Source organism: Streptomyces sp. NPDC006197 (assembly GCF_040613865.1).
Lineage (GTDB): Bacteria > Actinomycetota > Actinomycetes > Streptomycetales > Streptomycetaceae > Streptomyces.
In genome coordinates this window covers 26,768-40,432 of record NZ_JBEXSZ010000033.1, presented here as the reverse complement: position 1 = coordinate 40,432, position 13,665 = coordinate 26,768, and the positions used below count along the sequence as shown (strand labels likewise).

Genomic DNA, 13,665 nt, shown 5'->3' with positions numbered 1-13,665 from the left:
CCTCTCACTCGCCGTAGACCGGCATGGCCGCGATCCTGCCGCCGCGTGCGATGAAGACGCGGTGGGCGTCGCTGACGAGCTGGTAGGGGCCCTCGCGCTGCATCTCCATGGTGAACAGCGTTTCAGCGGTGATCTTGTTGACCACCCGGACGGCGCTGTCGTCGGGTTCGGGCAGCCAGGCCGTCATGCCTTCCACCGCCGGGGCGGTGAGAGTGCCTTCCGGGCTGCCGTATTCGCCCAGGATCTCCGACCACTCCGTGCTCGCGCGGCCGCCTCCGGCGATCGTGCTGTAGCGGACGGCCCAGTAGGCGTCGACGGCGACGACGGTGTCGCCGTCTGCGGTCGGACTGCCGAAGCCCAGCTGCGGCTGGACCAGGTTGCGCGTCCTCTCCTCCCATACGGAGTCGCCCTTGTCGAGGCGTCTGGCCGCCAGGTTGGGGCCGCCGAGATAGACGGTGTTGCCGCTGATCGAGGGGGCCTGACCGTGGGTGCCCTGGCCCACGAGCTTCCACGTGGTCTCGCCCGTCGTGGTGTCGACGACGTCGACCAGCCCGTCCCGGCCGTGGATCACGAGCCGCTTCCCGCCCGTGGCGGCCTTCGCAGGGCCGTTCGGGGAGCGTGGGGAGGCCATCGGACGGGTCCAGGCGATGGCGAGCGTCCAGGCGTTCACGGCGCGCAGCTGGTTGTCCTCGGTCACCACGTAGACATGGGTGTCGTCGGCGGCGAGGACGTCGCCGACATCGCCGCCGGTCTGCCAGACCGGCGCGCCGGTGGAAGCGACGAACGCGTTCAGGACGCCCTTCTCGTCGACACCGACGACGAGTCGGTCGGCGACGGACACGAAACCCGCGTCCGCGGCGATGTCCTTCGCTCGCCATCGCTCCTTGCCGTTCGTGACGGAGAGGGCGAGCAGGCCGCCCGTCTTCGCGTGTACGACCAGCACGTCCCGTACGGGGAGCGGGAGGCGGCCGTTCGGGGCAGTGACGTCGAGAGGGCCCCACAGAGTCTTCGGAGGCTCCTCCGGCTTGCTGTCGATGAGTGAGATGAAGGCCGCCTCCGGGGTGGCGACGGCCGGCGGCACGTCCGCCGTCGGGGACTTCTCGCCGTTTCCGCTCAGCCACCAGGTCCCGCCACCCACGCCGAGCACGGCCACGCCGGCCGCCGTCATCGTGAGGAAGCGGCGCCGGGACGGCGCGGAGGAGGGCACGGCGGTGTCCTCGGGTGCCGCCAGGCGCTTCGTGGCCGTCTCGCGCCGCTTGACGTCCTCGGCCAGCGGGCCCTTGCGCCAGGCGCGGTCGGCGCCCTTCGGCGGGGCGAACGCCTCCGCGATCTGCGGGGGAGCCGGGCGGAACGCCGGGTCCTTCGCCAGGCACGGCCCGATCAGCTCCCGGAGCTCCGGCGGCACCAGGCTCAGGTCCGGCGCCCCGTGCACGACCTCGTACTGGACCGCCGCCACGTGCGCGCCGTCGAAGGCACGCCGTCCGCTCGCCGCGTACGCGAGGACCGCGCCGAGCGAGAACACGTCCGAGGCCGGGCCGACGCGCTGTCCGAGGACCTGCTCGGGAGCTCCGTACCCCGGGGTGACCGGGATCTGGCCCGTCGTCGTGAGCGTGAGGCCGTGCTCGGGGCGGGCGATGCCGAAGTCGATGATCCGCGGGCCGGTGGAGGTGAGCACGATGTTCGCGGGCTTGAGGTCGCGGTGGACGAGACCCGCCGCGTGGATGTCGTGCAGCGTGTGCGCCAGCCGGGCGGCGAGGGTGCGGACCGTCGGCACGTCCATCGGGCCGTACGTACGGACGGCCTCGTCGAGCGTCGGGCCGGCGAGGTACTCGGCGGCGATCCACGGCCGTCCGCCCTCGGTCTGCGTGCCGAGGACCCGGGCCACGCCCTTGCTCGTGACGGCCCGCGCCATGTCGGCCTCGCGGACGAACCGCTGCGCGAGGTGCCGGTCGTGGGCGAGTTCGGGGCGCAGGACCTTGACGGCCGCGGTCGTACCGGCGTCGTCCCGGCCGATGTACACCTTGCCCATGCCGCCCTCGCCGAGGACGCCGAGGAGCCGGTACGGGCCGAGCCGGAGCGGGTCGCCGGCGGCGAGGGGGTGTGCGGTCACGAGAACTTCCGGGTCGGTGGGAGAAGGAGGGCGCATGGTCAGGCGAGCGGGATGGCCACGACGGACGACGGGCCGGCCCCGAGGATCCGGGCCCGTGCCCTGTCGACGACGTACCGGGTCGCGTCCGTCGGGAAGACGAAGTCCGAGCGGTGGGTCGCCCGGTCGACCGCGCTCAGCCCGCCCCGGACGGGGGCGTACACGTACTTCGTCCCGACCACCGGGACCGAGTGGAAGTCCGGGGACAGGCTGCGGCCGGAAGGGGCCTCCTCCCAGCGCGCGGCGCCCTTGTCGGCGCTGACGACCACGAGACCGCGGCCGGCCTCGTTGGCGTGGACGAGACCGCCCGAGACGGCCGGCATGCCGAAGACGGAGCCCTTGCCGTGTTCCCAGGCGACGGCGCCGTCGGCGAGGCGCAGCGCCCTGAGACGGTCGCCGCCGAGGTACACGTGCCGGTCGTCGGTCGCCAGCTGGCCGGGACGGAAGTAGAGGGAGTCCTCGAGCGGGAGGCTCCGCTGCCACAGCCGGCGCCCGGTGCGCACGTCCCGTGCCTGGAGGTCGAAGGAGTCGAGGTCGTCGCTGTTCCTGCCGAGGACCAGCAGATCGCCGACGACCCGGGACAGCAAGGGGCGGGCGTTGTGCGAGGCGAGAGGCTGCCGCCAGATCTCCTTGCCCGTGCGCAGGTCGACGGCGAGCAGGTGCCGGCCGTGCTTCGGGTCGTCCGTCTGGCGGCCGACGAGCGAGGCGGCGAACAGCCGCCCTCCGGACGCCGCGAGGAGGGATGTGCCGAACGAGGAGCCCTCGAAGCCCTTGAGTTCGATGAGCGGGGCCGTCTCCTTGCCCGTGCGGGGCGCGAAGGTGCGGATCTGCAGGGCGGGCGGGCCGTCGCTGGGGCCGTCCGACGTGTAGAAGCGGGTTCCGTCCGTGATGATCTGGTTCGGCTCCGGCATCATGCTGGTCCACAACTCGGTACCGTTCCGCGTGTCCAGCGCCCGGAAGGACACCGTCTCCGCGAAGCCCACGACGTCTCCCGCGAGCAGCGGCGTGATGCTCTCCTCCCGGTCCAGCGACTTCCCCCGCCACAGCGCCGCCGGCGCCCCGTCCGAGGCCGTCGTCGCCGGGATCGCGGTCGGGCCGGTGGCGGACGGGCTGCTTCCGGCGTCGGTCCGGGAGCCCAGCCACGCCCACGCCCCGCCACCCGCTCCCGCGAGCCCGATCAGAGCGGCGCCGCCCGCCGAGAGCAGACGGCGCCGCGAGACCGGAGTGCTCGGGACCGTCGCCGTCGTCGCGGATTCCGCCGGTGCCGGCAGGCGGTGGGGCGTGTGCAGCCACACGTCCGTCGCCCGGCGGGCGATGTCCGCGAGGAGGAGGGGCGGCAGGTGGTCCGCGAAGTCGCCGTGGCCGTCGTGGAGGTGGTTCGTCAGGGCGCCCGTGGTGGAGCGGGACGACGGGTCCTTGGACAGGCAGGCCGTCAGGAGGGGGAGGAGGGCCTCCGGTACGCCGGTGAGGTCGGGGTCGGCGTAGCGGACGCGGTAGAGGAGGTCGGCGGGGGAGCCGGTGCCGAAGGGGCCGTGGCCGGTGGCGGCGAAGACGAGGACGCCGGCCAGGGCGAACACGTCGCCCGCCGCGGTGTGTTCCTCGCCGCTCGCCTGCTCCGGCGACATGAAGGCGGGCGTGCCGGCCGCCGCCCCCGTGCGGGTGAGGTGGTCGTCGCCGGCCGCGCGGGCGATGCCGAAGTCGATGATCTTCGGGCCGTACGCGGTGACGAGGACGTTCGAGGGCTTCAGGTCGCGGTGGACCACGTCCGAGGAGTGCAGCTGGGCGAGGGCCCCGGCGAGTGCGGCGCCGAGGGCGCGGACGGTCGGTTCGGGGAGGGGGCCGCCGAGCGCGACGGCGTCGTCGAGCGGCGGCCCGAGGACGTACTCGGTGGCCAGCCACGGCGTCTCGGCCAGCGGGTCGGCGTCGACGACGGCCGCTCCGTGCCGTGCGCCGATGATCCGCGCCGCGTCCGTCTCCAGGCGGAAGCGGCTGCGGAAGGCCGGGTCGGTGGCCAGGCGGGCGTGCACGGTCTTGAGGGCGACCGTGCGGCCGCCGGGCGTGCGCGCCAGGTAGACCGTGCCCATGCCGCCGGAGCCGAGGCGGGCGAGGAGACGGTACGTGGCGACCGTGGCCGGGTCGTCGTGGGTCAGGGGCGACAGCATGAGGTCAGGTCCGGGAGGGGGTGTCGGGGGCGTCGGCGGGGAGTTCGGCCGCGAGGAGTTCGGACGACTGGCGGGCCAGCGCCGCCACCACCCGGCCCGGCAGCCAGCCGGGCGTGAGCAGGGCGCCGGCCGAGTTCAGGACCGTCTGGTGCGGGGTGGGCGGCGCGAGGGCGGCCGTCAGGTGGGCGGCGGTCGGGCGGTCCGCCGGGTCGCGGGCCAGGCAGGAGGAGAGCACCGGCCGCAGTGCGGGCGGGAGTTCGTCGCGTTCGGGCACGGTGTGGCCGGTCGCGGCGTACGCGAGGACCGCGCCGAGGGCGTGGACGTCACCCGGCGGGCGCGGGCGGCCGCCGGTCGCCTGCTCGGGCGCGAGCGCGCCCGGGTCGAGCCCCGGCAGGCCGGTGCGCGGTTCGCCGTCGGCCGAGGCGGCCCGTACCGCGCCGAAGCAGGTCAGCCGGGGGCCGTCGGCGGTGAGCAGGACCGCGGCGGGGGAGACCCCGGCGTGGGTGAGGCCCTGGGCGTGCGCGGCGGCGAGCGCCTCGGCGAGGGCGGTGCCCACGGCCCGTACGGTCGCCTCGGGCAGCGGCCCGCCGTGGACGGCGAGGGCCACGGGGAGGGGGAGCGCGGGGAGGTAGGGGGTCGCGTACCAGGGGGGTTCGCCCGGGGCGGCCAGCTCCGTCACCGGTGCGATCCAGGGGCCGAGGAGGCGCCGGGCCGCGTCGGCCTCCGTGGCGAAGCGGGCCGGGTCGGCGCCGGGCAGCGGGGCGCTCAGGAGGACCGTGCGCTCCCCGTCGCCCGTACGGGCGACGAACCGGCGGCAGGGGACGGCGGAACCGGGCCGGCCGGGCCGGTCGGGCGGATCGAGGCGGGTGATCAGCCGGTACGGACCGATCCGGCGCGCGGATTCCTCCCGCGTGCGCGACTGTTCCACGTGTACGTTCCCCCGTCGTTCCGGCGCCCCGTGGCGACGGGGCGGGACGAGCCTATCGAGACGGGAGGGGAGGGCCGCGGCCGGGAGCACGGCGGCCAGGGCCGGGCCGGGTGGTCGGGCCTGGAACGTCCGGGCTGTCCGAGTTGCGAAGGTGAAGCATGCGTGTGTACGTCGTGATGAGCTCGCACCTGCCGTATTTCCCTTGCGGGGAGTGCTCGAACGGATGCCCGGGGGCTAGGATCTCGGTGCTTCACCGGCCGTGAAACTTGCTGAGGCGAAGCCGGAACGGTCAACGGTCAACGTCGCGAGGTCGCGGAAGCAGCGGGGGAGAGCATGTCGTTCGAGCAGGAGTGGGCGTCCGTACGGTCCGCCTCCACGGCCAACGTGGACACGAGGCTCAACCAGGTCGCCCTCGAACCCGGCGGTGGCGGCGCCGACCTGAGTGTCGACCAGGACAAGCTCGGCGCCATCGGCAGCGCCGCGTACGCCCTGCACGGCCGGCTGGTCAAGGACGGCAACCACGCCCGTACGAGCACGACGGAGGCGGGAACGGGCCTGGCCGGCCACGGCTTCCTCACCGGCTCCGCGCTGACGACCGTCCAGGAGACGTGGAGCTCGCAGCTGAACACGCTGCTCGACGCCTGCGCCAACATCTCCAACCACCTGGACTACAGCGCCGCCTCGCACGCCGAGGAAGAGGCGGACATCGCGGCCGCCCTCTCGGCGTCCAGGATCAACGAGTACCTCAAGTAGGCGGGGGACCTGCTGTGCTGACTTTCGACAACGTCTACCAGGCGCCGCTGGACAAGATGAAGGCCGCGGCCGACGACTGGGCCGCGATGAAGGGCAAGCTCGACACCCTCGCCCGGGACGCGCGGTCGACGATGGCCGCGAAGGCCGGGGACGACTACTGGCGCGGGGTGAACGCCGAGGTCACCAAGCCCTTCGTGGACAAGACGGCGAAGGAGTTCGGCGACGCCGCCAAGGCGGCCGACGGCATCCACAAGGTCCTGGAGGACGGCTACAACGCCTTCAAGAAGGCGAAGGACGAGCTCAAGAAGACCGTCGAGACGGAGGCCCCCGCCAAGGGCTTCCGGGTGAGGTCCGACGGCACGGTCGAGGCAGTCGATTCGCTGCTGGGCACGCATGCGTACCACTCGGCCGGTACCGGGCTCGCGCGGACGGTGAACGTGCTGATCGAGGATCAGGCGAGGGAGGGCAGGCCGCCGGGGCATCCCTCGATGTGCGAGGTCACCACCGAAGCCTCCCCGAGGAGCGGGATCGACATCGACGTCTGGCTGTACGACCGCGGCGCACTCTATGACGACGGCGCTGCCAAGTGGTGGACCAGCGGCCGGTACCTCTACGAGATGGGCCGCGAGACGAGCACGGACAACAAGTCGGCCTCCCTCTTCGTCCAGTGCACCAGCCCGCGCTTGAAGGGGTCGGACAAGCAGCCGGCCCCCGTCGGGGCCTCGCTCGAGTTCGACAAGCCGACAAAGGGCTCCTACCCCGCCAGCACCCCCGCCACCCGCGAGGCCTACCTCACCGTCCTCCACTCCGTCACGCTCGCGGTCGTGAAGAAGCCGGGCTGCGAGAACGACGCCGGGCTTCCCGAGACGCCCGTCTTCACCGGGAAGAAGTGGCGCGGCGAGAGTAGTGATCGGTGACGTCCCCGTCGTTCCGGCGCCCCCTGACGACGGGGCGGGACGAGCCTGTCGAGGCGGGCGGGGAGGGCCGTGGCCGAGCGGCAGGAGCTGATCCGCGAGATCGAGTCCTCGTACAACATGGGCGCGAAGAGCGTCGACGACCTGACGGCGAACAAGTGAGGCGGACGGTGAGCAACACGCGCAGGCTGTCGGGGATCGCCGTCGGCGCTCTGGCGGCCGTCCTCGTCGTGACCGGATGCTCCGGAGACGGGGACGGTGAGCGGGAGAAGGGCGCGGAGGCCGTGTCGCCGGCTGCCCTGAAGAACTGCGGGCAGGTGTTCGGGGAGCAGAACGTCGCGGCGCTCCGGGCCGGCCTGGGGGACGGTTTCCAGCTGCACGACCGCTCGCTCACCGAGATGAAGGAGCGGATGCTCACGGAGGCGCAGGTCTGGGATCCCGACACGGACAAGCTCTCGCGCACGACCTTCCGGCCCTGCCAGATCGAGGGCCGGATCGACGGGGAGCAGGCGTGGGTCAGCGCCTCGGTCGGCTGGTCGATGTACGACGTGACCTTCGTGACCGAGGGGAAGCACGCGCGTGAGTTCCGCGAGGTGGCGAAGGGGGTCTATCTCGACCGTATCGGGAGGAGCGAGGGCCCCTCCCTCATCATGCCGTGCACGGTCCCCGGCACTCGGGCCGGACAGGGCGAGGAGCTGCCGCTTCGGGTCTCCGTGGACACGGACCGCGCAGCAGCCCGGCCCGTGTCCACGGATCAGCTGCTGAAGGCGCTCGCGGAGAGCACCCGGGAGCTGCTCGGGTGCGCCGAGAAGGTCACCGTGCCGGAGAAGCTGCTGCCCTGAGGGCGCGGGGAAGTGGCAGGAGGCCGCTCAGTCCTCGGCCGTCTCCACGGCCGGGGACAGCTGGGACAGGAGCAGGACCGTCGCGCGGGTGATCAGGGCCGCGAGGAGGATCGTCGCGAGGCCCTCGACGTGCAGGTAGCCGATCTTCGGGCCCAGCCAGGACAGCAGCCACCAGATCAGGGCGTCCTGGGCGAAGCCGGCGAGGCCGAAGACCAGGAGGGCGGGGAGCGGGACGCGGCCCGAGGGGCCGATGAAGATCAGCTGGGTGAGGACCGTCATGACGACGGCCGCCATCAGGACGGCGAGGACCGTGTCCATGGTCTCCGTGCCGCCCAGGGTGATGCCGGGCAGCAGGCCGCAGGCGAGGCCCACGCCGACGAGGACGCCCAGCTTGCGTCTGCCTTGATCGTTCATGGGCGGACTGTCGCACACCGGGCCGCGGATTGTGAAGATCCCGTGAGCTCCCACGAAGGAGCTCGTCTGGAGACCGTGATCGGAATCGAACCGACGTAACTCGCTTTGCAGGCGAGCCCCTCAACCACTCGGGCACACGGTCGTGTTGTGCACTGGTACGACCGTAGGGCGGCGCCGGGAGGGGCTCAAGGGTTCCGGGAGGCGTGCCATACGACTGCCACACCGCCGCAACATTCCGTTCGCGGTCGTACGTCCAAGGGCCGAGGAGGACCGGGACTCCTGACAGGAGCCATCCCGGGGTTCGCCTCTTACCCTGGGGGAATGAGCGCCCTCGAACCCCGCGACGCCGACGTCGCCCCCGCCCCCGGACCCCCGGCCCCGCACGACGAAGCCGAGGGTTCCGTCCTCGATCCGGCCCACCGGGCGCTCAGCATCGGCATGGTCTCCGTCGTCCTGCTCATCGCCTTCGAGGCGACCGCCGTCGGCACCGCCATGCCCGTCGCCGCCCGCGAACTGCACGGCATCCCGCTCTACGCCTTCGCCTTCTCCGCGTACTTCACCACCAGCCTCTTCGGCATGGTCCTGGCCGGCCAGTGGTCCGACCGGAGCGGCCCGCTCGCGTCCCTCACCACCGGCATCAGCGCCTTCGCCGCCGGACTGCTCCTCTCCGGAACCGCCGGCGCCATGTGGATGTTCATCCTCGGCCGGGCCGTGCAGGGCCTCGGCGGCGGCCTCGTCATCGTCGCCCTGTACGTGGTCGTCGGCCGGGCCTACGCCGAACACCTCAGGCCCGCGATCATGGCCGCCTTCGCCGCGAGCTGGGTCGTGCCCTCCATCGTCGGCCCCCTCGCCGCAGGAACGATCACCGAGCAGCTCGGCTGGCGCTGGGTCTTCGTCGGCATCCCCGTCCTCGTCGTCTTCCCGCTGGCCCTCGCCCTCCCCGCGATACGCCGCACCGCCTCCGGGCCCGCCGACCCGGACGCGCCCCTCGCCTCCTGGGACCGGCGCCGGATCGTGCTCGCCCTCGGCATCTCGGCGGGCGCGGCCCTCCTCCAGTACGCGGGCGAGGAACTGCGCCCGCTCGCCCTCCTGCCCGCCGCGGCCGGGCTCGCGCTGCTCGTGCCCGCCGTCCGCGGGCTGCTGCCGCGCGGCACCTGCCGGGCCGCCCGCGGCCTGCCCTCCGTCGTCCTGCTCCGCGGCATCGCCGCGGGGTCCTTCATCGCCGCCGAGTCCTTCATCCCCCTGATGCTGGTCTCCCAGCGCGGCCTCAGCCCCACCCTGGCCGGCTTCTCCCTCGCCCTCGGCGGCCTCACCTGGGCGCTCGGCTCCTGGATCCAGTCCCGGCCGTGGACGGAGCCGTACCGGGAGCGGCTCGTCGTCCTCGGCATGGTCCTCATCGCCCTCGCGATCGCCGGTGCGCCCGGTGTGCTGATCGCGTCGGTGCCGGTGTGGACGGTCGCGGTCGTCTGGGCCTTCGGCTGCCTCGGCATGGGCGCGGTGATCTCCTCCACCAGCGTGCTCCTGATGAAGCTCTCCGCCCCCGAGGAGGTCGGCGCCAACTCGGCCGCGCTCCAGATCTCCGACGGCCTCTCCAACGTCCTGCTCCTCGCGGCCGGCGGCGCGGCCTTCGCGGCGCTCGGCGGCGGCGCGGTGGGCCACGCGATGGACGCCGGCGCGACCACCGGCTCCCACCCGGCCGCCTTCGCGGCCGTCTTCCTGCCGGTGGCGGGGGTGGCGGCGGTGGGGGTGTGGGTCGCGACGCGGCTGCGGGAGGTGCCGGAAAGCCGATGACACCGGGCGGTACCACGCGGTACCGTGGGGTATGGCTGGTCTGAATGTCAGGTTCACAGAAGAAGAGCTGGACGCGCTGCGCGAGCGGGCGGAGGCCGAGGGACGCAGCATGCAGTCCTTCGCCCATGACGCCGTGGTCCGGGCCATAAACGAGCACTCCCGCCTCTTCAACGAGGCGGCCGAGCACGTTCTCAAGGTCAGCGAGGAGCTGAACCGGAGGCTCGCGTGACGTACTACCTCACCCTTCCCGAGCTGCTGAACCTGGCAGCCCGGCTGGGGACGGACGAGGTGCGGGACTACGGCCTGCTCGACTCGGCCCTGGCGCGCCCGCAGTCCAGCGTCTTCGGCCAGGACGCCTACCCCGACGTGTGGCAGAAGGCCGCCGCGCTCATGGAGTCTCTGGCCCGCAACCACGGCCTCGTGGACGGCAACAAGCGCATCGCCTGGTACGCGACCTGGGTCTTCCTGCACCTGAACGGGCACCCGCTCGACGCGGACTTCGACGTCGACGAGGCCGAGTCGTTCGTCCTGGACGTCTGTCAGGGGGCCCTCGACGTCCCCAAGATCGCCGCGCAGCTCCCGAGGTTCGCGCGCTGAACCGGGGCCGGGCCGTGTGGCGGATGTGATGCTCGCCGCACGGCCCGAGGTCACAGCGCCGCCCGCTCCGTGTTCGATCGAGGTTCCGCCCGGGCCGCCGGTAAGGTGGCCCGGTTGTCATATCTGGACGAGCGTCGAACCCGGAGATCGTGACTACCACCACCGCCACCTCCTCCCATCACCTTTCTCCCGCCTTCCCCGGCCGGGCCCCTTGGGGTACCGCCGGCAAGCTGCGCGCCTGGCAGCAGGGCGCCATGGAGAAGTACATCCAGGAGCAGCCCCGTGACTTCCTCGCGGTCGCCACGCCCGGCGCCGGCAAGACCACCTTCGCGCTGACCCTCGCCTCATGGCTGCTGCACCACCACGTCGTGCAGCAGGTCACCGTCGTCGCCCCCACCGAGCACCTGAAGAAGCAGTGGGCGGCCGCCGCGGCGCGGATAGGGATCAAGCTGGACCCGGAGTACAGCGCCGGCCCGCTCAGCAAGGAGTACGACGGCGTCGCCATCACCTACGCGGGCGTCGGCGTACGGCCCATGCTCCACCGCAACCGTTCCGAACAGCGCAAGACCCTCGTCATCCTCGACGAGATCCACCACGCCGGAGACTCCAAGTCCTGGGGCGAGGCCTGCCTGGAGGCCTTCGAGCCCGCCACGCGGCGCCTCGCGCTCACCGGCACCCCCTTCCGTTCGGACACCAACCCGATCCCCTTCGTCACGTACGAGGAGGGGAACGACGGCATCCGGCGGTCGTCGGCCGACTACACCTACGGCTACGGCAACGCTCTCGGCGACGGCGTCGTCCGGCCGGTCATCTTCCTCTCCTACAGCGGCAACATGCGCTGGCGCACCAAGGCCGGCGACGAGATCGCCGCCCGCCTCGGCGAGCCGATGACCAAGGACGCCGTCTCGCAGGCCTGGCGCACCGCGCTCGACCCCAAGGGCGAGTGGATGCCGAACGTCCTGCGCGCCGCCGACCGGCGGCTGACCGAGGTCCGCAAGTCCATCCCGGACGCCGGCGGCCTCGTCATCGCCTCCGACCAGGACTCGGCCCGCGCGTACGCCAAGCTGATCCGCGAGATCACCGGCACCAAGGCCACCGTCGTCCTCTCCGACGACGCCGGCGCCTCGAACCGCATCGACGAGTTCAGCGAGAGCACCGACCGCTGGATGGTCGCGGTCAGGATGGTGTCGGAGGGCGTCGACGTCCCCCGCCTCTCCGTCGGCGTGTACGCCACCACCATCTCGACCCCCCTCTTCTTCGCCCAGGCCGTCGGCCGCTTCGTGCGATCCCGCAGGCGCGGCGAGACCGCGTCCGTGTTCCTTCCCACGATCCCCAGCCTCCTCGGTTTCGCCAACGAGATGGAGGTCGAGCGCGACCACGTCCTCGACAAGCCGAAGAAGGCCGGCGAGGACGAGGACCCGTACGCCGAGTCCGAGAAGGAGATGGCCGAGGCCGAGCGCCAGCAGGACGAGGACACCGGCGAGCAGGACATGCTGCCCTTCGAGGCGCTGGAGTCCGACGCCGTCTTCGACCGCGTGCTGTACAACAGCGCCGAGTTCGGCATGCAGGCCCACCCCGGCAGCGAGGAGGAGCAGGACTACCTCGGCATCCCCGGCCTCCTCGAACCCGACCAGGTGCAGCTGCTCCTCCAGAAGCGCCAGGCCCGGCAGATCGCGCACAGCCGCAAGAAGCCGGACACCGAGGCGGACCTCCTGGAGCTTCCGGCGGAACGGCGGCCTGTCGTTTCCCACAAGGAGCTGCTCGAACTGCGGAAACAGCTCAACACGATGGTGGGTGCGTACGTTCATCAGAGCGGCAAGCCCCACGGCGTGATCCACACCGAGCTGCGCCGGGTCTGCGGCGGACCGCCGAGCGCCGAGGCGACGGCGGGGCAGATCCGGGAACGGATCAAGAAGGTCCAGGAGTGGGCCACCCGCATGCGGTGATCCGACACGTCCGTGACCGAGGCCCGTACGCCGCCGCGCGTACGGGCCTCGCGCGTCCCGCTCGCGCATCCCATGAGGACGGGAGCGGGCCCGGAGGCCGGCCCCCACGGTCGGCCTCCCGCCGCCTCCACGCTACGTGCACGACATAACCGATCTTGTCCGCCAAAGTCCCTCGTCCGACCGACGAAGGTCCCGAAACGTCTTCATCCGGTCGCCTGCGCCCGGATTCTGGACGAGGTCTTCCGCTCAGCGGAGCGCGCCGCTACTGTCCCGGCTCACAAGCATTCGCCCCGTGGCAGCGCCGCCGCGGAGCGCAGCCGGTGTACCCCTTCCTGCCGGCGGCCTCTGACGTGCGTCGCCGCGGGACCGGCGCCGTAACTCCGTGAGAGCCCGCCGCCACTCACCCTGAAGGAGAGGGCGTCGTGACCGCGGAGACCTCCCAGACGCTCGACCGGGGACTCAGAGTCCTCAAACTGCTCGCCGACACCGACCACGGCCTGACGGTCACCGAGTTGTCCAACAAACTCGGTGTCAACCGGACCGTGGTCTACCGGCTCCTCGCCACGCTCGAGCAGCACGCCCTCGTCCGCCGCGACCTCGGCGGACGCGCCCGCGTCGGCCTCGGCGTGCTGCGGCTCGGCCGCCAGGTCCACCCCCTGGTGCGCGAGGCCGCGCTGCCCGCGCTGCGCTCGCTCGCCGAGGACATAGGGGCGACCGCCCACCTGACCCTCGTCGACGGCGCGGAGGCGCTCGCCGTCGCCGTCGTCGAACCGACCTGGACCGACTACCACGTCGCCTACCGGGCCGGCTTCCGACACCCGCTCGACCGGGGCGCTGCCGGCCGTGCGATCCTCGCCGCCCGCCAGGGCGGGCTGACCGAACCCGGCTTCACCCTCACCCACGGCGAACTGGAGGCCGGCGCCAGTGGCGCGGCCGCGCCCCTGGTCGGCGTCACCGGCGTCGAGGGCAGCGTCGGCGTCGTCATGCTCGCGGACGCGGTACCGGAGCGGGTGGGCCCGCGAGTGGTGGACGCGGCCCGGGAGGTCGCGGACGCGCTGCGCTAGGGCGCGCGGCAACGAGCCCCGGGCGCGAGCTGCGCCCGCGGGGGCGGTGCCCCCGCCGCCCCGCCCGTGTGGGCAATCGTCCCGCCCCGGCGGAACGAATGCCCACAA

General features: G+C 72.7%; 12 protein-coding genes and 1 tRNA gene. 8 read left to right on the top strand and 5 right to left on the bottom strand.

Annotated elements, in window-relative coordinates; translation table 11 throughout:
* Nucleotides 1–4 precede the first annotated feature (4 nt).
* From ABZ318_RS13495 to ABZ318_RS13485, 3 genes are read right to left on the bottom strand one after another with little or no spacing between them, the layout of a single operon-like run.
* Nucleotides 5–2,110 carry a serine/threonine-protein kinase gene (locus tag ABZ318_RS13495; protein WP_356902614.1) on the bottom strand — a complete coding sequence of 702 codons (2,106 nt, stop codon included), beginning with the start codon at nt 2,108–2,110 and terminating at the stop codon, nt 5–7.
* Between the two features lie 38 nt (nt 2,111–2,148).
* On the bottom strand, nt 2,149–4,308 hold the full coding sequence (locus ABZ318_RS13490; RefSeq protein WP_356902613.1) for a PQQ-binding-like beta-propeller repeat protein: 2,160 nt from the start codon (nt 4,306–4,308) through the stop codon (nt 2,149–2,151).
* Between the two features lie 4 nt (nt 4,309–4,312).
* Nucleotides 4,313–5,236, bottom strand: a complete 924-nt coding sequence (locus ABZ318_RS13485; protein WP_356902612.1) for a serine/threonine protein kinase — start codon at nt 5,234–5,236, stop codon at nt 4,313–4,315.
* Between the two features lie 333 nt (nt 5,237–5,569).
* On the opposite strand from ABZ318_RS13485, the gene ABZ318_RS13480 reads away from it, so the two are divergent.
* The 3 genes from ABZ318_RS13480 (at nt 5,570) to ABZ318_RS13470 (ending at nt 7,745) form a co-directional block, all read left to right on the top strand.
* Entirely contained in the window at nt 5,570–5,989 is a 420-nt protein-coding gene (locus ABZ318_RS13480; protein ID WP_356902611.1) for a hypothetical protein, read from the top strand.
* Nucleotides 5,990–6,003: 14 nt separating this feature from the next.
* Entirely contained in the window at nt 6,004–6,906 is a 903-nt protein-coding gene (locus ABZ318_RS13475) for a hypothetical protein (protein ID WP_356902610.1), read from the top strand.
* A 167-nt stretch (nt 6,907–7,073) separates the two neighbouring features.
* Nucleotides 7,074–7,745: a hypothetical protein gene (locus ABZ318_RS13470; protein ID WP_356902609.1), complete on the top strand. Its 672-nt coding sequence runs from the start codon at nt 7,074–7,076 to the stop codon at nt 7,743–7,745.
* A 27-nt stretch (nt 7,746–7,772) separates the two neighbouring features.
* On the opposite strand, the gene ABZ318_RS13465 is transcribed toward ABZ318_RS13470, so the two are convergent.
* Together ABZ318_RS13465 and ABZ318_RS13460 are read right to left on the bottom strand one after the other, a co-directional pair.
* The gene (locus ABZ318_RS13465; protein ID WP_356902608.1) at nt 7,773–8,159 is read right to left on the bottom strand and encodes a hypothetical protein; all 387 of its coding nucleotides are present in this window, start codon (nt 8,157–8,159) and stop codon (nt 7,773–7,775) included.
* A gap of 67 nt (nt 8,160–8,226) precedes the next feature.
* Nucleotides 8,227–8,301 (bottom strand) — tRNA-Cys (locus tag ABZ318_RS13460).
* A gap of 179 nt (nt 8,302–8,480) precedes the next feature.
* On the opposite strand from ABZ318_RS13460, the gene ABZ318_RS13455 reads away from it, so the two are divergent.
* The 5 genes from ABZ318_RS13455 to ABZ318_RS13435 all read left to right on the top strand — a co-directional run bounded on the left by ABZ318_RS13455 (nt 8,481) and on the right by ABZ318_RS13435 (nt 13,557).
* Nucleotides 8,481–9,950, top strand: coding sequence for an MFS transporter (locus tag ABZ318_RS13455; protein ID WP_356902607.1), 1,470 nt, complete (start codon nt 8,481–8,483; stop codon nt 9,948–9,950).
* A 31-nt stretch (nt 9,951–9,981) separates the two neighbouring features.
* Nucleotides 9,982–10,179: an Arc family DNA-binding protein gene (locus tag ABZ318_RS13450; protein WP_093875870.1), complete on the top strand. Its 198-nt coding sequence runs from the start codon at nt 9,982–9,984 to the stop codon at nt 10,177–10,179.
* A complete protein-coding gene (locus ABZ318_RS13445; RefSeq protein ID WP_093875871.1) occupies nt 10,176–10,547 on the top strand; it encodes a Fic family protein in 372 nt (123 codons plus the stop codon). The genes ABZ318_RS13450 and ABZ318_RS13445 overlap by 4 nt, the downstream gene beginning before the upstream one ends.
* A 149-nt stretch (nt 10,548–10,696) precedes the next feature.
* On the top strand, nt 10,697–12,493 hold the full coding sequence (locus ABZ318_RS13440) for a DEAD/DEAH box helicase (RefSeq protein WP_030692023.1): 1,797 nt from the start codon (nt 10,697–10,699) through the stop codon (nt 12,491–12,493).
* Between the two features lie 422 nt (nt 12,494–12,915).
* Entirely contained in the window at nt 12,916–13,557 is a 642-nt protein-coding gene (locus ABZ318_RS13435; RefSeq protein ID WP_041129456.1) for a helix-turn-helix domain-containing protein, read from the top strand.
* Nucleotides 13,558–13,665: the final 108 nt, after the last annotated feature.